The sequence below is a fragment of the Saccharopolyspora endophytica genome, from assembly GCF_018070075.1.
GTDB classification, from domain to species: domain Bacteria; phylum Actinomycetota; class Actinomycetes; order Mycobacteriales; family Pseudonocardiaceae; genus Saccharopolyspora; species Saccharopolyspora endophytica.
On sequence record NZ_JAGPXE010000014.1, the window covers coordinates 41503 to 63351 of the forward strand.

At 70.4% G+C, this 21849-nt stretch carries 20 protein-coding genes and 1 pseudogene; 11 read left to right on the plus strand and 10 right to left on the minus strand.

Features of this window, described 5'->3' with window-relative positions:
* Positions 1–17: 17 nt before the first annotated feature.
* A complete protein-coding gene (gene idi / locus KBO27_RS26950) occupies positions 18–596 on the minus strand; it encodes an isopentenyl-diphosphate Delta-isomerase (protein ID WP_210972659.1) in 579 nt (192 codons plus the stop codon).
* A gap of 268 nt (positions 597–864) precedes the next feature.
* Here idi and KBO27_RS26955 point away from each other — a divergent pair, with 268 nt between their 5' ends.
* From KBO27_RS26955 to KBO27_RS26970, 4 genes are all read left to right on the plus strand, one after another.
* The gene (locus tag KBO27_RS26955; protein ID WP_246538133.1) at positions 865–1839 is read left to right on the plus strand and encodes a M28 family metallopeptidase; all 975 of its coding nucleotides are present in this window, start codon (positions 865–867) and stop codon (positions 1837–1839) included.
* A gap of 240 nt (positions 1840–2079) precedes the next feature.
* A complete protein-coding gene (locus KBO27_RS26960) occupies positions 2080–2397 on the plus strand; it encodes a (2Fe-2S)-binding protein (protein WP_210972660.1) in 318 nt (105 codons plus the stop codon).
* On the plus strand, positions 2394–3704 hold the full coding sequence (locus tag KBO27_RS26965; protein WP_210972661.1) for an FAD-dependent oxidoreductase: 1311 nt from the start codon (positions 2394–2396) through the stop codon (positions 3702–3704). Before KBO27_RS26960 ends, KBO27_RS26965 begins: the two co-directional genes overlap by 4 nt.
* A gap of 20 nt (positions 3705–3724) precedes the next feature.
* A complete protein-coding gene (locus KBO27_RS26970) occupies positions 3725–4264 on the plus strand; it encodes a GNAT family N-acetyltransferase (RefSeq protein ID WP_210972662.1) in 540 nt (179 codons plus the stop codon).
* 73 nt (positions 4265–4337) lie between these two features.
* Here KBO27_RS26970 and KBO27_RS26975 read toward each other — a convergent pair whose 3' ends face one another.
* Entirely contained in the window at positions 4338–5897 is a 1560-nt protein-coding gene (locus KBO27_RS26975; RefSeq protein ID WP_210972663.1) for an aldehyde dehydrogenase family protein, read from the minus strand.
* Positions 5898–6216: 319 nt separating this feature from the next.
* Here KBO27_RS26975 and KBO27_RS26980 point away from each other — a divergent pair, with 319 nt between their 5' ends.
* Positions 6217–7026, plus strand: coding sequence for an SGNH/GDSL hydrolase family protein (locus KBO27_RS26980; RefSeq protein ID WP_210972664.1), 810 nt, complete (start codon positions 6217–6219; stop codon positions 7024–7026).
* 84 nt (positions 7027–7110) lie between these two features.
* Here the strand turns inward: KBO27_RS26980 and KBO27_RS26985 are convergent, their stop codons facing one another.
* Together KBO27_RS26985 and KBO27_RS26990 are read right to left on the minus strand one after the other, a co-directional pair.
* Entirely contained in the window at positions 7111–7884 is a 774-nt protein-coding gene (locus KBO27_RS26985; protein ID WP_210972665.1) for an SDR family oxidoreductase, read from the minus strand.
* Complete coding sequence (locus tag KBO27_RS26990; RefSeq protein WP_210972666.1) at positions 7884–8780, minus strand: dihydrodipicolinate synthase family protein; 897 nt, start codon at positions 8778–8780, stop codon at positions 7884–7886. Before KBO27_RS26990 ends, KBO27_RS26985 begins: the two co-directional genes overlap by 1 nt.
* 526 nt (positions 8781–9306) lie before the next feature.
* On the opposite strand from KBO27_RS26990, the gene KBO27_RS26995 reads away from it, so the two are divergent.
* From KBO27_RS26995 to KBO27_RS27010, 4 genes are all read left to right on the plus strand, one after another.
* Positions 9307–10410, plus strand: a complete 1104-nt coding sequence (locus KBO27_RS26995; RefSeq protein WP_210972667.1) for a J domain-containing protein — start codon at positions 9307–9309, stop codon at positions 10408–10410.
* Between the two features lie 97 nt (positions 10411–10507).
* Positions 10508–10912 carry a DoxX family protein gene (locus tag KBO27_RS27000; protein WP_210972668.1) on the plus strand — a complete coding sequence of 135 codons (405 nt, stop codon included), beginning with the start codon at positions 10508–10510 and terminating at the stop codon, positions 10910–10912.
* A gap of 33 nt (positions 10913–10945) precedes the next feature.
* Positions 10946–11338, plus strand: a complete 393-nt coding sequence (locus KBO27_RS27005) for a VOC family protein (protein ID WP_246538135.1) — start codon at positions 10946–10948, stop codon at positions 11336–11338.
* Positions 11339–11426: 88 nt separating this feature from the next.
* Positions 11427–12110, plus strand: coding sequence for a dienelactone hydrolase family protein (locus tag KBO27_RS27010; RefSeq protein ID WP_210972669.1), 684 nt, complete (start codon positions 11427–11429; stop codon positions 12108–12110).
* Between the two features lie 364 nt (positions 12111–12474).
* On the opposite strand, the gene KBO27_RS27015 is transcribed toward KBO27_RS27010, so the two are convergent.
* The 5 genes and pseudogenes from KBO27_RS27015 to KBO27_RS27035 all read right to left on the minus strand — a co-directional run.
* A complete protein-coding gene (locus KBO27_RS27015; protein WP_210972670.1) occupies positions 12475–13644 on the minus strand; it encodes an NAD(P)/FAD-dependent oxidoreductase in 1170 nt (389 codons plus the stop codon).
* Entirely contained in the window at positions 13641–15074 is a 1434-nt protein-coding gene (locus tag KBO27_RS27020; protein ID WP_210972671.1) for a sodium:solute symporter family protein, read from the minus strand. The genes KBO27_RS27015 and KBO27_RS27020 overlap by 4 nt, the downstream gene beginning before the upstream one ends.
* Before the next feature lie 18 nt (positions 15075–15092).
* The gene (solA, locus tag KBO27_RS27025) at positions 15093–16220 is read right to left on the minus strand and encodes an N-methyl-L-tryptophan oxidase (RefSeq protein WP_210972672.1); all 1128 of its coding nucleotides are present in this window, start codon (positions 16218–16220) and stop codon (positions 15093–15095) included.
* Between the two features lie 74 nt (positions 16221–16294).
* Positions 16295–17017 (minus strand): GntR family transcriptional regulator, encoded by a 723-nt coding sequence (locus KBO27_RS27030; protein ID WP_210972673.1) that lies wholly within the window; start codon positions 17015–17017, stop codon positions 16295–16297.
* 154 nt (positions 17018–17171) lie between these two features.
* Positions 17172–17407, minus strand: a pseudogene (locus tag KBO27_RS27035) (SDR family oxidoreductase); the annotation flags it as partial.
* A gap of 12 nt (positions 17408–17419) precedes the next feature.
* On the opposite strand from KBO27_RS27035, the gene KBO27_RS27040 reads away from it, so the two are divergent.
* On the plus strand, positions 17420–17980 hold the full coding sequence (locus KBO27_RS27040; RefSeq protein WP_210972674.1) for a TetR/AcrR family transcriptional regulator: 561 nt from the start codon (positions 17420–17422) through the stop codon (positions 17978–17980).
* A gap of 43 nt (positions 17981–18023) precedes the next feature.
* Here KBO27_RS27040 and KBO27_RS27045 read toward each other — a convergent pair whose 3' ends face one another.
* Positions 18024–20126 (minus strand): acetate--CoA ligase family protein, encoded by a 2103-nt coding sequence (locus tag KBO27_RS27045; protein ID WP_210972675.1) that lies wholly within the window; start codon positions 20124–20126, stop codon positions 18024–18026.
* 253 nt (positions 20127–20379) lie between these two features.
* Here KBO27_RS27045 and KBO27_RS27050 point away from each other — a divergent pair, with 253 nt between their 5' ends.
* On the plus strand, positions 20380–21705 hold the full coding sequence (locus KBO27_RS27050; protein WP_210972676.1) for an MFS transporter: 1326 nt from the start codon (positions 20380–20382) through the stop codon (positions 21703–21705).
* Positions 21706–21849 lie beyond the last annotated feature (144 nt).

The following is a 21849-nucleotide window of genomic DNA, read 5'->3' on the forward strand; positions in this document are numbered from 1 at the left end:
TCGGCTTTGCGCGGTTCTCAGGCCACGCGGGCCGCCGGCGGGAGGTTCGCCGGGGTGCCGATGGGCCACTGCGCGGGTTCGGGCCCCAGCTCGGTGAGCTCGCGCACCTGCAGCGCGCACCAGGGGGAGACCTCGGTGTCACCGGAGAGGACCCCGGTGCTGAACTCCTTCCAACCCAACCACCGAGTCGAGGCGACCTCGTCCGGGTTCGGCGCGGGGGTGCTGTCGGTGAAAGCGACGAACACAGGGCACATCTCGTTCTCCATGACCCCGTTGTCCATTGTGGCCTGATAGCGGAACGCGGGCAGCGCCAGTTCGAGCCCGCGCACCTCCAGGCCGAGCTCTTCACCGAGCCGGCGGGTGATGGCGGCCTTCATCTCCTCCTCCGGAGCCGGGTGCCCGCAGCAGGTGTTGGTCCACACGCTCGGGAAGGTCCGCTTGTGGTGCGCCCGCTGGGTGAGCAGGAATTCGCCGTGGTCGTTGAACACGTAGCAGGAGAACGCCAGGTGCAGCGGCGTCTCCTGGTGGTGCACGGTCGCCTTGTCCTCGACGCCAATCGCCTGGCCGGCTTCGTCGAGCAGGACCACCTGTTCCACGTGCGGTACCTCCATGGGGTAGTGGGGTGTCGCCCCAGCTTGCCTCAGCACCGCCGGGAGAACAACGCGAGCCCCGATCGGGCCGAGCGCACCGAGCGTCCGGTTGTGCTCCGCAACCGTGAAATCCCGCCGCGAATACGGGAAAAACGTGTTGCTGAGGCGACTTTTGGTCAAAACGGTCTCCCTCGTGATTTCCGCCGATACGTTCGCCTGGCGAATACGCGATCGATCGAGATCGACTCCGACATCGACGAAGGGGATCGCGGAGATGCCGAACCGCCCGATGCTCGCCACCGCTGCCGCGCTCGCGGCGGCCGCAGCGCTGGTGCTGCCCACCGCGGCCGTTGCCGACAACAGCGCACGCGCCGGTGCCATGGCCGTGCAGGACCACCTGCAGGAACTGCAGAACATCGCCGGTGCCAACGGCGGGAACCGAGCCGCCGGCACGCCCGGCTACCAGGCTTCCCTGGACTACATCAAGGGCAAGCTCGACGAAGCCGGTTTCACCACGTCGGTCCAGGAGTTCGACTCCCTCGGCGGTCCCACCTACAACCTGATCGCCGAAACGCCGGGTGGCGACGCCAACAAGGTCGTCATGTTCGGCGCCCACCTGGACAGCGTGGGCGAGGGGCCGGGGATCAACGACAACGGAACCGGTTCGGCCGCGATCCTGCAGGCCGCGCTCGACTACGCGGCCGGCGGTGACACGCCGACCAACAAGCTCCGCTTCGCCTTCTGGGGCGCGGAGGAAGAGGGCCTGGTGGGCTCCACCCACTACGTGGAGACGCTGCCGGAGGCCGAGCGCGGGAAGATCGCCGCCTACCTGAACTTCGACATGGTCGGCTCGCCCAACGCCGGCTACTTCACCTACGACGGCGACGACTCCGACGGCGTCGGCGCCGGTCCGGGCCCGGAGGGCTCGGCGCAGATCGAGAAGCTGCTCAACGACTCGCTGGGTGCGGCCGGTGCGCCCGCCGAGGGCACCGATTTCGACGGTCGCTCCGACTACGGTCCGTTCATCGAGGTCGGTATCCCAGCCGGTGGCACCTTCACCGGCGCGGAGCAGACCAAGAGCCCGGAGCAGGCCGAGAAGTGGGGCGGCCAGGCCGGTGAGGCGTTCGACGCCTGCTACCACCAGGCCTGCGACACCGTCGAGAACGTCGACGCCCAAGCCCTGGAACGCAACTTCGCGGCCATCGCCAACGCCGTGAAGACCTACGCGGCGCAGTTCCCGCAGCCGTAGATCTCAAGCCATCGGGAGAGGGAAGAGGCCGTCCCCGGCAGCACCGCAGCGCAGGCGGTGGCTGCCGGGGACGGCTGTTCTCGCGCATCAGTCCCATGTCTGACGGGCCTACATCAATGGATTGATGCGCGATCTGTTCTGGGGCAGTTCAATTTCTCCTGTCGGTTCGATCGGGAACCGAGCGCACCGGGCACCGGGTGAGAGCGCCGTGCCGGTGCAGATCCAGGAGGTGGGCGGCTGTTGACCGGACCGTACCTGCTGCCCGCCCACCTGGACCCCGCGCAACCGCGCTACCAGGCCAGCTTCGCCGTCGAGGTGGACGGACGCCGGATCACCGCGCACGCCGGGCAGACGGTCGCCGCCGTGCTGATGTCGCTGGGGTTGACCTCGTGGCGCGAATCCGGCGGTCGTGGCCGGAGGCGCGGGCTGTTCTGCGGGATCGGCGTGTGCGCCGAATGCGTGCTGCTGGTCAACGGAACCCCGGGCGTTCGCGCCTGCCTGCGGTCGGTCGAACCCGGCGACGTGATCAGCACCCGCGGCAGGGAGGAGCGGGGATGAGCGTCGTCGTCGTGGGTGCGGGCCCGGCCGGCATGACCGCCGCCCTGAACGCAGCCCGAGCCGGGGCCGAGGTGCTGCTCGTCGACTCCTCGACCGCACTGGGCGGGAAGTACCACCAGGCCCCGCCCGAGCAGTTCGGCCTCGCCCAACCGCAGCGGATCCGGCGAGGGCAGGGGAGTGTCACGACCCTCGCCGAGGAGGTCGGCGCGCACCCGCGCATCCGGCGGTTGTCCGGCGGCGTGAGATCGCTGGACGGGCACGACGTCCACGTGACCACCGGCCCCGGGGGCGCGGGGGAGACCGCCCACGCCGACGCGCTGGTGCTGGCCACCGGAGCGCACGACCGGGTGCTGCCGTTCCCGGGCTGGGAGCTGCCCGGCGTGTTCACCGCTGGGGCCGCGCACGCGCTGGCGAGTGGCCAGCGGATCGCGGTGGGAAGTCGGGTGCTGGTCGCGGGAACCGGGCCGCTGCTGCTGCCGGTCACCGAATCGCTGCTGGGTGTGGGAGCCGACGTGGTGGCCGTGCTCGACGCGGGGAGCCCGGCGGCCTGGTTGCGGCGAGCACCGGATCTGGCCGGGCAGTGGGACAAGCTCGCCGGGTTCGCCGGTTACCTGCGCAGGCTCGTCGGCAACACGCAGTTCCGCACCCGGGCCGGTGTCGTGGCGGCGGTCGGCGAGGAACGGGTCAAGGAAGCCGTGGTCGCCAAGCTCGACGCGCGGTGGCGGCCGGTCCCGGGCACGCACCGGAGGATCCCGGTGGACGCGATCTGCGTCGCCCACGGCCTGGAACCGCGCCTGGAACTCGCGAGAGCGGCGGGTTGCGCGATCGAGGACGGCTTCGTGCGGGTCGACGGAGCGCAGCGGAGCTCGACGCCGTGGGTGTTCGCGGCTGGTGAGGCCACCGGCATCGCCGGAGCCCGAGCCGCAGCGGCCGAGGGCGCCGTCGCGGGCCTCGCCGCAGCGGTGCACGTCGAGGCGGCCGCGTGGCGCGAGGTCGAAAAATCCGCTCGCCGAGCCATGCTCGTCGTCCGATGTGGACAGCGCTTCGGCAGGGCGATGGCGTCGGCGACCCGCATCGGTGAGGACTGGAACGAGTGGCTCACCCCGCAGACCGTCGTCTGCCGCTGCGAAGAGGTTCCCTACCAGGCCCTTCGGGACAGCGCGCCCGCCCAGCGCGACGCGAGCTCGCTGAACCTGTCCTGCCGCGTCGGACTGGGGTCCTGCCAGGGGCGGATGTGCGGGCGCAACGCCAGCGAGCTCGCCGAGAACCTGATCCGGACGTCCGCGAAAGAGCCCCCGGTCGCCTGATTCCTGCCATCATGTGCCGCATGGCCGAATTGCGGACAGCGCACACCGCGGATCTCGACGTGGCGAGCCTGCGCGCGGCGCGCGGGCTGCTGTGGGACGTCTTCATCGAGGACGACGCCATGACCGAAGCCGACTGGGAGCACTGCCTCGGCGGCATGCACGTGCTCGCCTGGGAGGGTGATGAACTGGTCGGGCACGCCGCGCTCGTGATGCGGCGCCTGCTGCTCGGCGACCGCGCCCTGCGCACCGGTTACGTGGAGGGCGTCGCGGTGCGAGGAGACCGCCAGGGCCAGGGCATCGGCGCCGCCCTCATGGCCGAGGTCGAGCGCATGATCCGCGCGGCCTACGACCTCGGCGCCCTCGGCGCCAGCGAAGCCGGCCGCCCCTTCTACGAAGCGCGGGGCTGGAAGCCCTGGCCCGCGCCGACCAGGGCTCTCACGCCCACCGGGATCCACCCGACGCCCGACGAGGACGGCTGGATCTACTACTACCCGGCCGGGGCCGCCCTCGACCGCAGCATGCCGCTCACCTGCGACCCCCGCCCCGGCGAACCCTGGTGATCGCGCCGGCCTCCCACCGATGACGAACGGGGAACCCCGCCGCAGCGGGGTTCCCCGTTCGCTCGCGCCGCGATCAGGTCTGCGGATAGCGGTGGTAGCCCGGGAAGTTGCCGTAGAGCTGCTCTCCCGGAGGCCCCTGGGTGACAGCGTGGACCAGGTGCTGGCCCCCGACGAACGCGCCCTTCCACGACGCGCCCCGGCCGCCGAACGGCTCGTCCCGGTCACCGCGCGAGCGCGGCTTGTTGATGCCGACCTTGAACGCCTGGACGCTCTCGGCCAGCTCGGCGGCGAACGATTCGTCGTCGCAGGCGACGGTGGCGACCAGCGCGCCGTTGGAGGCGTTCATCTGCGCCAGCAGCTCGGCCTCGGTGTCGACCACGACGATGGTGTCGACCGGCCCGAACGGCTCCTCGTGCATGAGCCGGCTGGCGCCCGGCGGCGCCAGCAACGTCACCGGTGCGGCGTAGGCGGAGACGTCCTGACCTTCCAGGAAGTGCCCCTGGGAGCGGTCGCCGTGGTGCAGCGGAACGGCACCGTGGCGCAACGCCTCGGCGACCCGGCCTTCCAGCTCGGTCGCCTTCGCCGCCGAGATCAGCGGGCCGAAGTCCAGCGCGGGCGGCTCGCCGTTCTCGCCGGCCAGCGGGTGGCCGAAGCGCACCGACTGCACCACCGGGAGGTAGGTGGCGAGGAACTTGTCCACCAGCTTCCGCTGCACCACGAACCGCGGGTAGGCGGTGCAGCGCTGCTTGGCGTACTCGAAGCCCTTGCGCAGGTGCGCGCTCAGTCCGTCCCAGTCGGAGAACTCCCACAGGCCCCAGGTGTTGAGGCCCTCCTGCTCCAGCATGTGCCGCTTGCCGGTGTCGACCAGCTGCGCGGCGATCTTGCCGCCGTTGGATCGTCCGCCGACGAACGCGAGCGCGCCCACCTCGGGCGAGCGCACCAGCGGGTCCGACAGGGCCGACCCGTCCCCGGACAGCAGCGTGGCCGGTAGCCCGGCGCGGGCCATCAGCGCGTGTGCGACGGTGAGCGTCACCGCGCCGCCCTGCGTCGGTGTCTTGGCGATCACGGCGTTGCCGGCGAGCAGCTGCACCAGCTCGGCGTGCACCAGGACGCTCATCGGGTAGTTCCAGCTGGCGATGTTGCTCACCGGGCCGGGCAGCGGCTGGCGCTTGTACGGCGCGCCCTCCACGTCCTGGTTGAGCATCTGCTCGGTGTGCTCGGCGTACCAGCGCACGCCGTCGAGGCAGCGATCGACGTCGGCGCAGGCGGCCTTCCACGGCTTGCCGATCTCCCAGGCGAGCAGCAGTGCGAGGTCGTCGCGGACCTGCGACATGGCCTCGACCGCGCTGGTCACCGCTTCGCGACGCTGCTCGAAGGTCGTCTGCGCCCACGCCTGGTGGGCCCTGGCCGCTGCGCGCACGGCGTCTTGCGCGGTCGCGGCGTCGATCTTGGGCAGCTGGGAGAAGACCGTGCCGTCCACCGGGGTGACCTGCGGGGCGGGCTCCCCGACGGCCTGCCAGCGGCGGTCGATGAGGTTGCGGGGCACGCCGTCGTCGAACGCCTCCGGCACTGCGGCGATGGCCCGCGAGAGCACCGCCGAAGCGGTGTGGTGATCGGGAACCCGGAGTGTCATACGCCCTCCTCAAAAGATTGGGATGGGGTGCCGGGAGGCATAGGACTATGCCAGGTCGTGAGGCGCCGCGCCTGCTGCAATCGTACGAATTCGAACAAAACGTACGTGCGTCTTGTGAGCCCTTTCAGGGCCTCGCCGCTCCGCCGGGATTGGGAAAACCGGCGAAACCGGAACCCGGAATTGTCCTGATGGCGGCTACCGGTGTGACGTTCGAGCTGCCGCGAGAGCCGGTTACTGGCGGGTACTCGCCAAGTTCTCCGAAATTCGGCGCGGACTTCCTTGAATGAAGGAGCTTTTCGCGCTCCGAACGGAGGAAAACATGCGTCACGCAAGGTACCTCATCGGTGCGGTGGCAGCCTGCACGGTCGTCTCGGGCACGGCCGCACCGGCCTTCGCAGCTGATTCCGACTCCGCATCCGCCGCCGAGAACTACGTCGCCCTGGGCGACTCCTACGCCTCGGGAACCGGCACCCGGGAGTACTTCGAGGACAGCGGGAGTTGTCTTCGAAGCCCCAAGGCATATCCGCAGTTGTGGGCCGACTCGCACGGAGTCGCCAGCTTCGAGTTCGCGGCCTGCTCCGGTGCCGTCACCGACGACGTCAACGCCGACCAGCTCGGCTCGCTCAGCGCCGACACCACGCTGGTCACCATCTCCATCGGCGGCAACGACATCGGATTCGTCGACGTCATCACCAGCTGCGTCGCCGGTACCGACCAGGGCTGCGACAACGCCGTCAACGACGCCTCCGAGAAGGCCCACAACGAGCTGCCGGCCAAGCTCGACACCACCTACGCCAACATCCGCTCCGCCGCGCCCAACGCCGAGGTCGTGGTGCTCGGGTACCCGAAGATCAACGAGATGGGCGACTGCGGGATCCCGTTCTACTCCGAGTACAAGCGCCAGCGGATCAACGAGGGCGCCGACGAACTCGCCTCGGTGATCTCCGAACGAGCCTCGGCCGCCGGGTTCTCCTTCGCCGACCCGCGAAGCGCCTTCGAAGGGCACGGCGTGTGCGCCTCCGACGAGTGGATCAACGGGCCGAGCAACCCGATCCAGGAGTCCTTCCACCCCGATGTCGACGGGCACGCCAACGCGTACCTGCCGACCCTGAACTCCGTCACCGGCTGACACTCCCGGAGGCGGAAGAGGCGTGTCGCGCGGAGAAACCTCCCGTCGTTCCGTGCGGCACGCCTCGTGCAGCCATCGCTGGTGTCACAAGGTGGGGACGAGGCCCCCGTCGCAGCGGATCGCGGTCCCGGTGATGTAGGAGGCGTGGGCGCTGCACAGGAACGCCGCCGTGGCGCCGAATTCGGCGGGCTCGCCGTAGCGCTTGGCCGGAATCGCAGACTCTCCCCGGGCGCGGACCTCCTCGATCGGCAGGCGTTCGCGCTCCGCCGTGGCGCCGTCCAGCGACGACAGGCGGTCGGTGGCGATCCGGCCCGGCAGCAGCAGGTTGGCGGTGATTCCCTCGTCGGCCACGTCGATGGACAGGCTCTTCAGGTAGGCAGCCAGCGCGCTGCGACCGATGTTGGACAGCGCGAGGTTCGGGATCGGGGCCTCCACGCCGCTGGAGGCGATCGCCAGCAGCCGGCCCCAACGGCGCTCCCGCATCCCCGGCAGCACGCCGCCGACCAGCTTCTGGTGCACCAGCAGCAGGTTCCGCACCGCCTCGGCGGTGTCGTCCGGACCGACCTCGGAGGCGCTGGCCGGGCGCGGCCCGGGGCCGTTGAGCACCAGGATGTCGATCTGCCCCAGCGCGTCCTGCGCCGCCGACAGCAGCTTCTCGGCCCCGCCCTGCGCGGTCAGGTCCACCTCGACGCCGGTGGCACCGGGCAGTTCGGCGGCGATCGCCTGCGCGCGCTCACCGCGACGGCCGGACACCACCACGTTGACGCCCTCGGCTGCCAGCGCCCGCGCGGTCGCCTCACCCAGTCCACCTGTCGAGGCGCAGACCAGCGCATTGCGGCCGGCGATTCCCAGATCCATCAGTTCTCCATGTTCTCCACGGCCGCCAAGTGCCGATCCAGTTGTTTCTCCAGGCTCTCCGGCATGCCGGGCGCAGGTGCTCGCACCCGCGATTCGGCGATGAGGCCCCGCCGGCGCAGCGCCTCCTTGCGGATCGCCAGCCCGATGCGGGCCTGAGCCTCGAAGTTCACCAGCGGCAGGTACCGCAGGTACGCCTCGAGCGCTGCCTGGTAGCCACCTCGCCGCCACGCGTCCACGCAGGCCTTGAGCCCTTCGGGGAACGAGAACCCCGTCATCGCTCCCGCCGAGCCCGCGGCCAGCTCGTCCAGCAGTCCGACGCCGCCGAGCCCACCGAAGACCGGCACACCGGTGCGCGCGGTCAGCGTGGCGATCGTCGGGGGAGTGGGCGGGGCCTCGGCCTTGACCGCCACCACCGATTCGACCTGCTCGACCGCCGAGGCCAGGTCGACCGCGCTGATCGACACGCCGGTGACCAGCGGGTAGTCCTGCACGACCAGGCCGGCGCCGGTCGCCGCGTGCAACGCGTTGAGCTGGGTGGCCAGCAGCGCCGGGTCAGGGGTGTTGACCTGCACCATCGCCCCGGCCAGCCGGTCGCCGACCACGTCGGTGGCCAGTTCGACCTCTTCGGTCACGGGTGCCGGCGAGGTGCTGGAGGCACCCACCACGATCGGCAGGTCCACGGTTTCCACCACGACTTCGAGCACCGCTCGCTTCTCGGCCGCCGACAGGCGCACCGCCTCGCCGAAGACGCCCAGCACGGTCAGCCCGGTGACGCCGATCCGGCGGTAGTGCCCGACGAGCGTGGCCAGCGACGCCAGATCGACGTCCTGTGTGGACTCGGTGAACGGGGTGGCGACCACGCCCCAGACGCCGGGAGCGAGCGGATCCGCAGCCATCTGCACCCTTTCAGCCAGCGGCTCGACCGGCGATCTTATGCACGTCGAATCAGATCGCGTCAAGGTCGCGCCCCGTGATCTCGGCCAGTCCGAGGGGGCGCCCACAGCGCATCCGGCCGAACGGCTCGCCGGTTCGGAAGTCGATTTCGCCCACAACGCGGCCTCCATCGGCTATGGTGGACGGCGATGCCGGACGGGTCCCCGCCCGCCGAGCACTCACCCAGACTTACGCGGTCGCGCACCGCACAGCAGGCCGAGCCGGTCCCAGGCGCCATCCAGGACCGAGCCCGGCTCCCGGATGGCCAAAAGGGAGGGGCGGCGGAGCGCCGCCTCGGTCATCCGCGTGGAAGAGCCCGCTGGCCAAGCAGGTCAGCGGGTTTTTTCGTTCCCGCAGGGCGGTTGGTGGTCCGGTTCGTGGTGATTTCCTGCCGGTCGGTTGATCTTGATCTCGGCTCACGTCCTATCATTGCCGGGCGTTCTCATTGCAGCTCGTTGTTGCCGCGCGGTCCGGGAGGCGGGGAGGGTAGTGCGCGGGGTCGACTACTACGAACTCCTCGGTGTGGGGAGCGACGCGACACCGGTCGAGATCAAATCGGCTTATCGGACGCTCGCCCGCAGCATGCACCCCGACGTCGGGGGTAGCGACGGTGCGTTCCGGCTCCTCCAGGAGGCCTACGAGACGCTCACCGACCCGGTGCGCCGCGCTTCCTACGACAGCGCTCGGCGCCGTCCGGTCGAGGCAGAGGCCGCTCCGCCGAGGCGTCCGCGACGGCCGGGGGGAACCAGGCGGCCCGGCCGCGACTTCGGGGAGGACCCCGACTACGTGCCCCGGATGCCGCGGGTGCGGCTCGACGACCTCGACTGGTGGGACGGCGTCGACCCGCAGGCGCGAGTGCAGTACCTGCCGGTTCTCGGCCCGGACCGGATGCCGACGTTCGCGCTGGTCGGCGCCTGGTCGTTGCTGCTGCTGGCCGGGATGGCCGTCGAGCTCAACGCGGTGCTGATGGCCACTTGGCTGGGACTGCTGATCAGCTCCGGGGTCGTGATCGTGGTGCTCCTGCGCCGCCACATCGGCGCCCACCGGGAGCACCGGATGTTCACCGCCGAGTTCGGCAACCAGCGCATCTTCGGGCTGCCCGACATCCAGCACGAGCGGGCCCAGCTGCTCACCGCCGAGCTGTGCGCGAAGTACCTCATCCGGTTGCCCGGTGTGCGGGTCTTCCACGGTCTGACCTGGCCGGACTCGGTGTTCGAGGACGTCCACCACGCGGTGCTGTGCGGACGCCGGTTGGTGCTCGTGGAGTCCAAGAGCTGGCTGCCCGGCCACTACACGACCGACGAGAAGGGGTCGCTGTGGCGCAACGGGCACCCGTTCCGCGGTGGCGTCACCCGGCTGAACGAGGGCGTGGCCAACTTCGAGGCGCTGCTGCCCGAGGTCGAGGTGCGCGGTGCGGTGCTGATCTACCCCAGCCGAGCAGGCGAGATCACCACCGTCGAGCAACCTGACGAGCAGGTGGTGCCGATGACCCCGGCGCAGTTCGTCAAGGACATCGGGCACTGGCTCGCCCAAGACCCGGTCACCGTGGACCGCGACGTCTTCACCACTGTGCTCGACCAGTTGGTGGACTGACACCCCTTTCGTCGGCGACACCGATGAGTTTCCAGCGCGCGTCGAGTCGATACCTGCGATCGAATCTCAACAGCGCGTTTGGGAAGGGTGCGTCCGAATGACTACGAGTGCGAACGAGACCAAGGCTCCGCCGGGACGGGCGGTCAACATCGGGCTCTGGGTGCTGCAGGTGCTGCTCGCCGCGTTCTTCGTCTTCGCATCGGTCCCGAAGCTGCTCGGTGATCCGATGGCCGTGCAGATGTTCGACCTGATCGGCTTCGGGCAGTGGTTCCGCTACCTGACCGGGTCGGTCGAACTGCTCGGTGCTATCGGCCTGCTGATCCCGCGGCTGTGCGGGCTCGCGGCGTTCGGGCTGGCGCTGGTGATGGTGGGCGCCGTGCTGGCGCAGATCTTCCCGCTCGGCGCCCCCGTGGTGGCCCTGTCGCCGCTGGTGCTGTGCGTGGTGCTGCTGCTCGTCGCGTGGGCTCGGCGCGGCACCGTCCCCTTCCTCGCCCGATCCTGACAGTTCCGACCTCAACTGAGTGGAGTGATGACGATGGCCATGAAGACCTTCCTCAACCTGCCCGTCAAGGACCTGAATCGTTCGGTGGAGTTCTTCACCGCGCTGGGGTTCACCTTCGACCAGAACTTCACCGATGAGAACGCCACCTGCATGGTGATCAACGACGACAGCTACGCGATGTTGCTCGTGGAACCGTTCTTCAAGTCCTTCATCACCAAGGACCTGGCGGATTCGACCAAGGTCACCGAGTTCATCACCGCCCTCACCGCCGACTCGCGCGAGGAGGTGGACCAGCTCGTGGCGAAGGCCCGCGAGGCGGGGTCGCCGCGCATCGGGGAGGTCGTGGAAGAAGGCCCGATGTACAGCCGGAGCTTCGAGGACCCGGACGGGCACACCTGGGAGATCTTCCACATGCCGCTCGACTGAGGGCTGCGATCAGCCGTTCGCGGCGGGATCATGGTGCGGGCACGAGCGGCCCCGGCGAACGGTCTTCCTCCGACGAAGGAGCACGAGCGTGACGAACCCGCACCAGAACGTCAGCTTCGCCAGCAACGGGCGGACCGCCCACGGCTACCTGGCGACTCCCGGGCGACCGGGCCCGGGAGTGGTGGTGATCCAGGAGTGGTGGGGGTTGACCGACCACGTTGCCGATGTCGCGAACCGCTTCGCCGCCGAGGGCTTCGTGGCCTTGGCCCCGGACCTCTACGGCGGCCACACCACGCACGACGCGAAGGAAGCCGCCCGGATGATGCAGGAGCTGCCGGTCGACCGGGCGGCGCGTGACCTGGCAGGCGCGGTGGACTACCTGCTGGGGCACGAGCTGGTGACCGGGTCGGCCGTCGGCACGGTCGGCTTCTGCATGGGAGGCAAGTTCGCGCTGGTCCTGGCCGCTCAGCAGGGTGACCGCATCGGCGCCGTCATCCCCTTCTACGGGATTCCGCCGGTCGAGACGGACTTCTCCGCGATGACGGCACCGATGCTCGGACACTTCGGCGAGTACGACCGCGGCGTCACGGTGGACGCCGTCGGCGAGGTGGCGGACAAGATCAAGAAGCAGACGGACGTCCACCCCCAGATCCACGTGTACGCGGCCGGCCACGCGTTCTTCAACGACCAGAACCCCGCTTCGTACCACGAGGAATCGGCCCGCGTCGCCTGGCCGCGCACCCTGGACTTCCTGCACCGCCACCTGGGCTGAGCTTTCCCGCTGTGGAGTTGTCAAACAACAGCCGTGCTCTGGAGGGGCGTACCGGGTGGACCGGTCTCCGCGGAGGCCGGTCCTCGGTGATCATCTGACGGCGCCTGGCTCGTGATCCCGTGGTCTGGGGACCAGCAGGTGAGTCACGTCGCGTTGGGCGGAATTCCTCGCCACGCCACCGCATCCAGGTGCTCGCAACCGGTGTCGGGTCAGTGCCCGAGTCGTCGAACTCATGTGCCCATTGTGCCGCCGCGCATTCGAAAACGCGAGCGAATGGCGATCGCTGGATGGGATGATCCACCTGATCACGCTCCGAAATCGATTGGAGCGGAGAGCGTTTCATCACACCACTGCGGAGTGACCGTCATTGCTGGCCCGCGAACCGCACCTTCTCCAAGGGCGGCAACGAGTCTCGACCGACGAGCCGGTCAGGGCGGAAGTCCCGGAGCTCGGGAGCGGCTCCACCACCGAGCACCTCGGACGCGGCGAGTCTGCCGAGCAGCGGTCCCAGCGTGACCCCGCTGTGCGTGGCCAGCACGTAGACCCGACCGGTCTCGCCGAGGAAGCCCGCCGCCGTCAACCCGTCACCGGGCATCGACCGCTGTCCGACCCGGAAGGACTCCAGCACCGCGCCGGAGGTCCCCGCCAGCAGGTCGTTCAGCCGCCGGCACAGCTCCTGGGCGTGGTGGCCGTCCACCGCAGGCGGATTCGCCGGATCCGCGTCGGCGTCCAGGTCCAGGCCCTGCACCACGAGCCGCCCGCCGCCGTCGGGGCGCACGTTCAGGGCAGGCGTGGTGAGCACGGCGTCCAGCCGCGTCGGCAGCGCAGCGGTGTAGCCCAGCAGTCCGACGGTGGCCGATCCGGCGACGTCCGGATCGGCCATCGCCACCCGGTGCCCGGTGGTCGTGGTCAGCGCCTCGGTCCACCGCCCGGCCGCGAACACCACCGCGTCGGCGGTGGCGACCTCCCCGTCCGACAGGGTGATCCGCACCCCGTCCCCGGTCTCGGACACCGAGACGACTTCGGCCGGGCACCGCAGCTCGGCACCGTTCTCGCGGGCCTCTCCCCACAAGCGCGCGACCAGCAGAGCCGGGATCAGGTGGCCCTCGGTGGGGTAGTGGGCGATGTCCCGCACGCCGTCCGGAACGAGGAGGTCGGGCACCAGGTCGCGGGCCTGCGACGGCCCGATCCACTCCACCGGGTAGTCCCGCTCCTCCAGTTCGCGCACCGAGGCGGCCAGCCGTTCGGTCCCGGCCGGGTCCGCGGCCCACTCGATGTTCCCGCCCAGCGTCAGCCACGGCGCGCACCGGCCCGGCGAGGCCGCCAGGACGTCGTGCTCGGCCATGCCCGCCACGTTCAGGTCGTGGTACGGGCGCGGGTTCTTGCTGTGCGAGTTCACCCAGGCGAACGAGGTGTTCGAGGTGCCCGCCAGCGGCGCGGTGCGTTCGAAGACGGTGACCTGGGCACCTGCGAGGCTCAGCGAGCGCGCGATTGCCGCGCCCAGGACACCCAGGCCGATCACGGCGATGTTCATGCTCGGACTGCCCTTTCGTTCTCGACTGCGGGACGGGTGGGGGTCAGCAGCGCGGTTCCCAGCACTGCCACGGCCGAGACGGCGATGCCGTAGACCGCGTAGGGCACGGTGGTGTCGGCGAGCTGGGCGAGGGCGCACCCCAGGATGCCTGCGACCATGCCCGCGATGGCGGCGGCCGGGGTGAGCCGGCGTCGCCGGTGCAGCAGGTACCCGAGGAAGATCGGCGCCGCGAGCGCCGCCGCGGAGTAGGCGTAGGTCGCCACCAGCCAGGTCAACGCCTTCGGGAACAGGATCGCCAGCACCGCGGCGAGCACCGACACGCCGACGGTGATCATCCGCGAGAGCGTCACGGTCTGCCGCTCACCGGCCTGCTTGCCCGCGATGTTCTGGTAGACGTCGCGGGTCAGGTTGGCGACCACCGACTGCAGCGCCGCACCGGTGGTGGAGATGATGGTGGACACCAGGAACGCGCCGAAGACGATCACCAGCCAAGCCGGCAGCTGGGTGAGCAGCCAGCCTGCGGCGTCCTCCTCGTTGGCCAGGCCCGGGTTCATGGAGTGAACGGCGAGGCCGATGCACCCGGCGTAGACGCCCCCGATGAGCATCGTCAGGCCCGACAGGCCGAGCCCGCGACGGGCGTCGGAGACCTTCTTGGTGGCGAAGACGCGCTGGTAGTAGAGCTGGTTGGTGAGGGTTCCGGGCAGGATCGCGGCGACCCACAGCCAGATCTGGTCCCAGCCGGCCGCCGTGAACCCCTCCCAGCCCCACAGCTGCTGCGGGACGGTCGCGGTGATCTGGCCCCAACCGCCTGCGAGGTGGACGGCGTAGGCGGCCACGCCCAGGGACATGGCGATCATGAAGATGCCGAACACGAAGTCGGTCCAGGCGACCGAGGTCAGGCCGCCGGGCAGCACGAACAGCAGCGACGCCACCATGATCACGAGGATGAGCGTGGTCGGTGACACACCGGTGAGCTGACCGAAGAGCTGCGCGAACGCCACGAACTGGGTCGCGAGCCAGCCGAACGGCACGACCAGGGCGGCCAGCGCGGCGATCGCGATGGCCAGCCGGTTGCGGCCGAAGAGCTTGGTGATGATGTCGGGAACGGTGGTGAAGCGCTGCTCGCGCAGCCACTTCGCGATCCACATCAGCACCAGGAATCCGACCAGCACGCATCCCTCGTAGAGGAAGACCGACCACCCGGAGCGGTAGCCGATGCCGACGTGCGCGATGAGCACGCCGCCGCCGGTGGCGGTGGCGAACTGCGTGATGATGACGACGATCAGCGGCAGCGATTCACCCGCGGACAGCCAGTCCGCGGAGTTCTTCGCCTTGCGTCCGAAGTAGACGGACATGCCGATGCCGAATCCGATGACCAGCAGGCTGGCGATGATGATCCCGGCGATCTGGCCGGTGGAACCGGTGAGCATGGTTGGCCTCCAGTGGGCTCACAGCGGGAAGCGGTTCGGGTCGAGCGTTGCGATGTCGTGCGAGGTGCCTCCGGTCAGCGCGAGGTCCGCGCCGATCTCGCCGAAGGCGGGCGCGAGCTTGAAGCCGTGCCCGGAGAACCCGGTCATGACGGTGGCCCGGCGGTGGCCCGGGAGCGGACCGAGCAGGGCGTGGTCGTCGGGGGTGAAGCCCTCGGCGAAGGTGCCGGTCCGCATCGGGTGCGGTGTCACCCCCGGCAGCAGTCGCGCGGCGGCGGCCGAAGCGGCTCGTGCGTGGTCGGTGGTGGAGGTGCGCGGGAGGTCGTCGGGGCCCTCGAGGTCGGTCCACCCGAGGTGGTGCGGCACGATCTTGATCGCGACTCCGTCGAGGGCGGGGAAGCAGGAGAACCCGGCTTCGGGGTGCCTGCGGATGGCGATGGGAAGCGACTCCGGTGAGTGCGCCGCGACGTCGCGCGCGGCGAACCAGTAGGCGGTGATCAGCCGAGCCTGGACGGGGAGGTCCCGCAGTGGCGCGAGCTGTCGCGCCCACGGGCCGGGTGCGAAGACCGCGTGGTCGACGTCGAAGGTGGTGTCGTTGCTGGTGATCCGCCAGCCGTTCGCGGTCTCGGTGGCGTCGGTGACGGGGTGGTAGGACAGGATCCGAGCCCCCGCCGCCTCGGCGGACCGCAGCGCGGCCTGCACGGCGGGTTCCGGTCGCAGCACGCCTGCCGCCGGGTCGAGCACCATGACCTCGCCGTCGTCGATCCGGTGCTGAGGGAACCGCTTTCGCGCCTCTGCGGTGTCGAGGACCTCGTGGTCGAGACCGGCGTCCTCGGCGCAGCGGCGCACGGCGGCGACGTCGGGGTTGTTGTGCGCACCGATGGTCAGCCCGCCGCACATCGTCAGCAGTTGTGCGTCCGCGCCGCGTTCCAGCTCGCGCCACAGCGCTTCGGCGCGTTGCAGCAGCGGCACGTAACTGGCGCCCTCCTTGTAGGCGGTGCGGAAGATGCGGGACTCGCCCGCTGAGGCGCCCCGGTCGTGGCCGGGGCCGTAGGCGTCGAAGGCCAGCACCTCGGCTCCGCGCAGCGCGAGCCGCCAGGCCGTCATGGCACCGATGACGCCGGTGCCGATCACCGCGACGCGAGTCATGAACGCTCCTCCAAGGTTTTCCGGGCAGGCTGAACGAACGGTTCCGTCGTGAAACCGTTGTGGGTGAAGGGGAATCAGCGGTCCTGCGTGGACAGGACGCTGTGCTCGATGAAGAACTCGACGAGGTCGGGCCGGATGATGTGCCACATGGCTTCGGCGAGCTTGCCGTCGGTGAGCCAGGTCAGCCGCCGCAGCCGGATCACGGCCTGGCCGGGGGTGAGGTGCAGCCGGGACGCGGTGTCGTCGTCGAGCAGCACCGGGTCGATGTAGACGCGGGACTTGGCCGCGGGGACGCCGTTGCGGGAGAAGTAGTCGTGCACGGTCAGGTGGGCCAGGTCCTCGTCGAGCAGTCGTGGTGCCAACGAGAACGGGACCGCGGAGAGTTCGACGGCGATCGGGTTGTCGTCGACGTCGAACTTGAGCCGGCGCAGCTGCGTCACCGGCGCGTCGTCGTCCACCCCGGGCATCTCCACGTCGGCGTCGCGCGCCGGGATGACCGCAGCGGAGTCCACCGCGTGCCGCCCGGGGATCTCCGGGCCCTGCAGCGCGGGGTTGACCAGGCGCAGCAGGTTCTCCTGCCGCGCACCTTCGGCGACGAACGTGCCGCGCCGACGGTGTCGTTCCACCAGCCCGGCTTGGGCCAGTTCGGTCAGCACCCGCTGCGCGGTGGCACGGCTGACCGAGTACTGCTCGCGCAGCTCCGCCTCGGTGGGGAGTTTGCTGCCGGGCAGCAGCGCACCCGAGCGGATCCGCTGCTCCAGTTCGGTGCGGATGCGCAGGTACGCCGGGGTTGCCATGGACGGAATCTAGCTCCGCGCATTTGACCGGTCAATAGAAAATTCGAACGGTCAAAAGATGTGACGCCATGTTGACGCGCGTTGACCCGCAGGCAACACGGTGCCTCCGGGTCACGGTCAGCGGGCGCGAGCCGTGCAGGGGCCCATCCCCGAAGCCGTCCGTGGACTCCTGGCGCAGCGCTTCCAGCAGCGTGCGCACGGCGTTCTTGGTGCCCGCGTAGACGGCTTGCGTCGGGGCGATCTGCAACCCCGAGGTCGACACCGTGGTGACGAGGTGCCCGAAGCCCTGGCTCCGGAAGACCGGAAGGGCGGCGGCGAGTCGTCGACGTCGAGGTCGGTGAGGGGTGCGATCCGGGCGACTCCGGCGTTGCTCACCAGGACGTCGAGGCGTCGAGGTGTCCCGTGGTGGGTCGTGAACGCCGATCAGACGCCGTCGCCAACCGCGACCGGATCGTCGAAGCCGCGCGCGCGGAGCTGAGCAGGACCAACGGTGCGGTGGCGGACCTGAAGCTGCACCGGGTCGCCAAGGCGGCCGGCGTGGGGCAGGGCACGCTGTACCGGCACTTCCCGACCCGCGAGCACTTGCTCGCCGAGGTGTACCGGCACGAGCTGGCCGAGCTCGTGGACGCCGCCGGACCGCTGCTGGCCGAGCACCCGCCGCTCCGGGCGCTGACCTGCTGGCTGCAGCGGTTGGTCGAGTACGCGCGGGTCAAGCGCGGTGTCATGGCGGCGATCGAGGCCTCGGCGTGGCGCGATCTCCACTCGGACCAGCACCAGCGCCTCGACGACGCGCTCGAGGTGCTGCTCGAGCAGGGGAGGGCCGCCGGCGAGGTGCGCGACGACGTCGGCGCGGCGGACGTCATCCTGCTGCTGGGCGGGTTGGCCCGCGTGTCCGAAGCCGAATGGGACGCGCGGGCTCAGCCGATGGTGTCGGTCATCGTCGACGGGCTTCGCGCGCGTTGATCGAGGAAGCGGGAAGCCGGTGTCCCGCAGCGCGCCCCCGCGACTAGGTCAGGATTGCGAGGCAGTCGACCGCCACTGCGCCGTTGTCGTCGATCAGCAGTGGGTTGACGTCGAGTTCGGCGACGTCGTCGGCGAGGTCGTGGGCCAGCCAGGACAGCCTGGCGACGGCGTCGGCCGCGGCGTCTAGATCGCGCGGTGCCTGACCTCGGACGCCCGCGAGGACCTTGCTGCCGCGCAGGGAAACCAGGAGCCGCTTCGCCGAGGCGGTGTCCAGGGGTGCGACGCCGACCTGGCTGTCGGCGAGGACTTCGACGAGGACGCCGCCGAGCCCGACCACCACGACCGGGCCGAACGCGGGGTCGCGCTTGATGCCGACGATCAACTCCGTGCCGGTCGTCATCCGCTGCACGAGCAGCCTGGCGTCCGGATCCAGTCGCAGCAGGTCATCGGCCGCTTCCAGGATCTCGGCATCGGTGGACAGGTTCAGGCGCACTCCGCCGATGTCGGACTTGTGACCGATGGTGCGGGACAGGAGCTTCACCGCCACGGGCGTGCCCAGGTCGTGCGCGGCGGCGACCGCGCTCTGCGGGTCCTTGGCGGGGAAAGCGCCCGCGCAGGGCACTCCGTAGGCGGCGATGAGCCTGCTGGACTCGTGCTCGTCGAGCTGCCTGCGTCCGTGATCGCGCGCTTCGCACAGGATCGCGCGCACCGCGCGGCTGTCGATGTCGCGCGGCCGCTGCGGGCTCGGCGGGGCCGGGCGCAGGCTGTACCCGGCCAGCGCGCCCAATGCCGCGGCTGCGCGCCCGGGGTCCGTGAAGCACGGAATCCCCAGCTCTCGCAGCCACTCCCGGGGACGTCCGCTGCCGCCGGTCCACACCACGACCAGCGGCCGGTCGGTGGCGCGGTAGGCGTGCTCGACGGCGCCGATGAGCTCGTCCGCGACGTGGTCGGAATTGCCCAGCAGGACCGCGATCATGTCCGAGCCGGGGTGCTCCACCGCGATCTCCAGGGCGCGCCGCAGCATCGCCGGGTCGCTGATCAGGTTCGCGGTGAGGTCCACCGGGTTGCGCGGGGAGCCGAAGGCGGGCAGGACCTCGGCCATCCGGTGCTGCCACTCGGGTTCCCACGGGGAGACGTCCAGGTCGTGGCGGGCGGCGGCATCGGCCATCAGCACGCCGGCGCCGCCGGACAGCGACAGCGTGGTCAGGCGCCTGCCCCTGGCCCGGCGGCCGTCGGCGAAGATCATCCCCGCGTCGAGCAGGTCCTCCATCCCCTCCACCCGGACCACGCCGAACTGCCGCACGACGCCGTCGAAGACCGCGTCCTCGCCGGCCAGCGACGCGGTGTGCGACGCCGCGGCCCTGGCGCCGGCGTCCGACCGCCCGACCTTGACCGCCAGGACGGGTTTGTCCAGCTCGTGGGCTCGGCGCGCCACGGTGAGCAGTTCGCGGCCGTCGTGGACGCCTTCCAGGTAGGCCATCAGCACCCGGACCTCGTCGAGCTCGACCAGCCCGCCCAGCAGCTCGGCGACCGACAGATCGGCTTCGTTGCCGGTGTTGAGGAAGTTCGAGATGCCGATCCCGGCGTGCTGGGCGGCGGAGAAGATGAAGGTGCCGAACGCACCGCTCTGGCTCACGAAAGCCAACGGCCCCTCGCGCAGCTGGAAGTCCCCGTCCATCGCCGAGGTGAACGTCGGCATCGCCTTGTCGCGCAGGCTGAACATGCCCAGGCAGTTCGGCCCGAGCACCCGGATGCCGGTTTCGGCGACGACCTCGCCGAGCTGCTGCTGAAGTCGCGCTCCCTGCTCGTCGAGCTCGGCGAACCCCGCCGCACCCACGATCGCCGCCGGAATCCCCCGATCGGCGCAGTCCCGAACGGCGTCGACGACCTGGTCGGCGGGAAGCATGATCATCGCGAGGTCGATCTCGCCGTCGACGTCGGCCAGCCGCGGGTGAGCGGGGAGTCCCTGCACCCGCGCGCGCACCGGGTTGATCGGCAGCAACCTGCCCGCGTAGCCGAAGCGCTTCATCAGCGCGATCGCGCGGCCGGAGAGCTTGACCGGGTTGTTCGAAGCGCCGAGGACCGCGATCGACCTCGGGTGCAACATGCGGTGGATCGCCGGATGCGGGGCCGTGGTGCCGTCCATCGCGCTCCATCCCACCTGGCGCGTTGGCGCGCCGGTGTTTTCGATGCGTCGCGCCCGCAGCGTCGCGGGCACCGGGTTCGAGGCTAGGCGAGCGTCGCTCCGGGGCCAAGACTCGAATCAACGTCCCTCCACTGTGGAGCATGTGGTGCAGTCCACTCGCGAGATCGCTAACTCCAGAGCTTCGCGAAACGAAGTAACGGATGAGTAAGCGTTCGCAGGACGTTGTTGACATGAAGAACACGGGAGGGCATTCGTGGCTGCCGACCGACCGGAGAGTCGGGCATGGTGGATCTGGAGCGTGGCGGTGGTCGCCTACCTCGCCGCGGTATTTCACAGGGGCAGCCTGGGGGTTGCCGGGACGCAGGCGCTCGATCGGTTCGACGTCGGACCGGCCGCGCTCAGCGCGTTCACGGTGCTGCAGGTCGGCATCTACGCCGGCATGCAGATTCCCACCGGTTTGCTGGTGGATCGCTTCGGCGCACGCCGGGTGATCACCACGGCGGTGTTGTTGCTGGGGACCGGCCAGGCGCTGTTCGCGCTGGCCGACACGTACGCGATGGGGCTGGCCGCGCGCGGTGTGCTGGGCCTGGGCGATGCGTTGATGTGGGTGAGCATTCTGCGCCTGGTGGCGGCGCACTTCTCGGCGCGGCGCTACGCGCTGGTGGCCACCATCTCCAGCGCGCTGGGGGCGCTGGGAGGTGTCGCGGCCACGTTCCCGTTGGCCGCGGCGCTGCGCACGATCGGCTGGACCGGGACGTTCCTGCTGGTGGGTGCGCTGACGATGGCCTACGCGGCGGTGACGGTCTCGGTCGTGCGGGACACCACGCCGAAGGCTTCGGCTCCCAAGAGCGGGGGAGCGGTGCTGGCTCAGGTGCGGGACGCGTGGTCGGTGCCGGGAACGCGGCTGGCGTTCTGGACGCACTTCTGCACCATGTTCGTCTCCGGTGCGCTGACCCTGCTGTGGGGTTTCCCGTACCTGGTCGACGGGCTCGGCGTGGCGGCCTCCACGGCGAGCGTGCTGCTGAGCCTGCTGATCATCGGCCAGGTCGTGGGCGGCCCGCTGGTCGGAGCGCTCATCGGTCAGCGCCCGGAGTGCCGGATGTGGCTGGTCATGGGCTATCTCAGCCTCAACGCGCTGTCGTGGTGCGCGCTGCTGACCTGGCCGCAGGGTCGCCCGCCGCTGGCGGTGATCGCGGTGACGTTCCTGATCTTCGCCATCGGCGGTCCGGTGTCCTCGGTGGCCTTCGCCCTGGTGCGCGACTACAACTCGCTGCGCCAGGTCGGCACCGCCACCGGTGTGGCCAACGCCGGCGGGCACTCGGCCACGGCGCTGGGCGTGCTGACCGTGGGTCTGGTGCTCGACATGTTCGAGTCGATGCCCGGCGGCTCGGAGTACCGGGTGGCGATGCTGGCCCTGGTCGCGCTGCTGATCTTCGGCGCCTCGCGCACCTGGGTCTGGTGGCGCCGTGCCCGCGCCGAGGTCTTCGCCGCCGCGCAGCGCGGTGAGCAGGTGCCGGTGCTGCTGCACCGCCACCGCTGGGACCTGGAGATCCCGCGCCGCGAGGCCGTAGCGGCCTGAGCACGCATCGACTGCGGTAGGGGAACCTGAGCGGCTTCGTGGACTCCGCGCGCCACGAAGCCGCTCAGAACCCCCGGCGGAGCCGATTGCTCAGGTGGGGCAAGGAGAAAGCGGCTCCGCCGCTTGAGACGAGGCGGAGCCGCT

Coding starts and splice junctions, on each gene's coding strand:
- KBO27_RS27005 (WP_246538135.1), top strand. CDS start 10,946: ATGGCCATGAAGACCTTCCTCAACCTGCCCGTCAAGGACCTGAATCGT.
- KBO27_RS26975 (WP_210972663.1), bottom strand. CDS start 5,897: ATGACACTCCGGGTTCCCGATCACCACACCGCTTCGGCGGTGCTCTCG.
- KBO27_RS26985 (WP_210972665.1), bottom strand. CDS start 7,884: ATGGATCTGGGAATCGCCGGCCGCAATGCGCTGGTCTGCGCCTCGACA.
- KBO27_RS27045 (WP_210972675.1), bottom strand. CDS start 20,126: ATGGACGGCACCACGGCCCCGCATCCGGCGATCCACCGCATGTTGCAC.
- solA (WP_210972672.1), bottom strand. CDS start 16,220: ATGACTCGCGTCGCGGTGATCGGCACCGGCGTCATCGGTGCCATGACG.
- KBO27_RS26990 (WP_210972666.1), bottom strand. CDS start 8,780: ATGGCTGCGGATCCGCTCGCTCCCGGCGTCTGGGGCGTGGTCGCCACC.
- KBO27_RS26955 (WP_246538133.1), top strand. CDS start 865: ATGCCGAACCGCCCGATGCTCGCCACCGCTGCCGCGCTCGCGGCGGCC.
- KBO27_RS27020 (WP_210972671.1), bottom strand. CDS start 15,074: ATGCTCACCGGTTCCACCGGCCAGATCGCCGGGATCATCATCGCCAGC.
- KBO27_RS27015 (WP_210972670.1), bottom strand. CDS start 13,644: ATGAACATCGCCGTGATCGGCCTGGGTGTCCTGGGCGCGGCAATCGCG.
- KBO27_RS27030 (WP_210972673.1), bottom strand. CDS start 17,017: ATGGCAACCCCGGCGTACCTGCGCATCCGCACCGAACTGGAGCAGCGG.
- KBO27_RS27000 (WP_210972668.1), top strand. CDS start 10,508: ATGACTACGAGTGCGAACGAGACCAAGGCTCCGCCGGGACGGGCGGTC.
- KBO27_RS26965 (WP_210972661.1), top strand. CDS start 2,394: ATGAGCGTCGTCGTCGTGGGTGCGGGCCCGGCCGGCATGACCGCCGCC.
- KBO27_RS26980 (WP_210972664.1), top strand. CDS start 6,217: ATGCGTCACGCAAGGTACCTCATCGGTGCGGTGGCAGCCTGCACGGTC.
- KBO27_RS26970 (WP_210972662.1), top strand. CDS start 3,725: ATGGCCGAATTGCGGACAGCGCACACCGCGGATCTCGACGTGGCGAGC.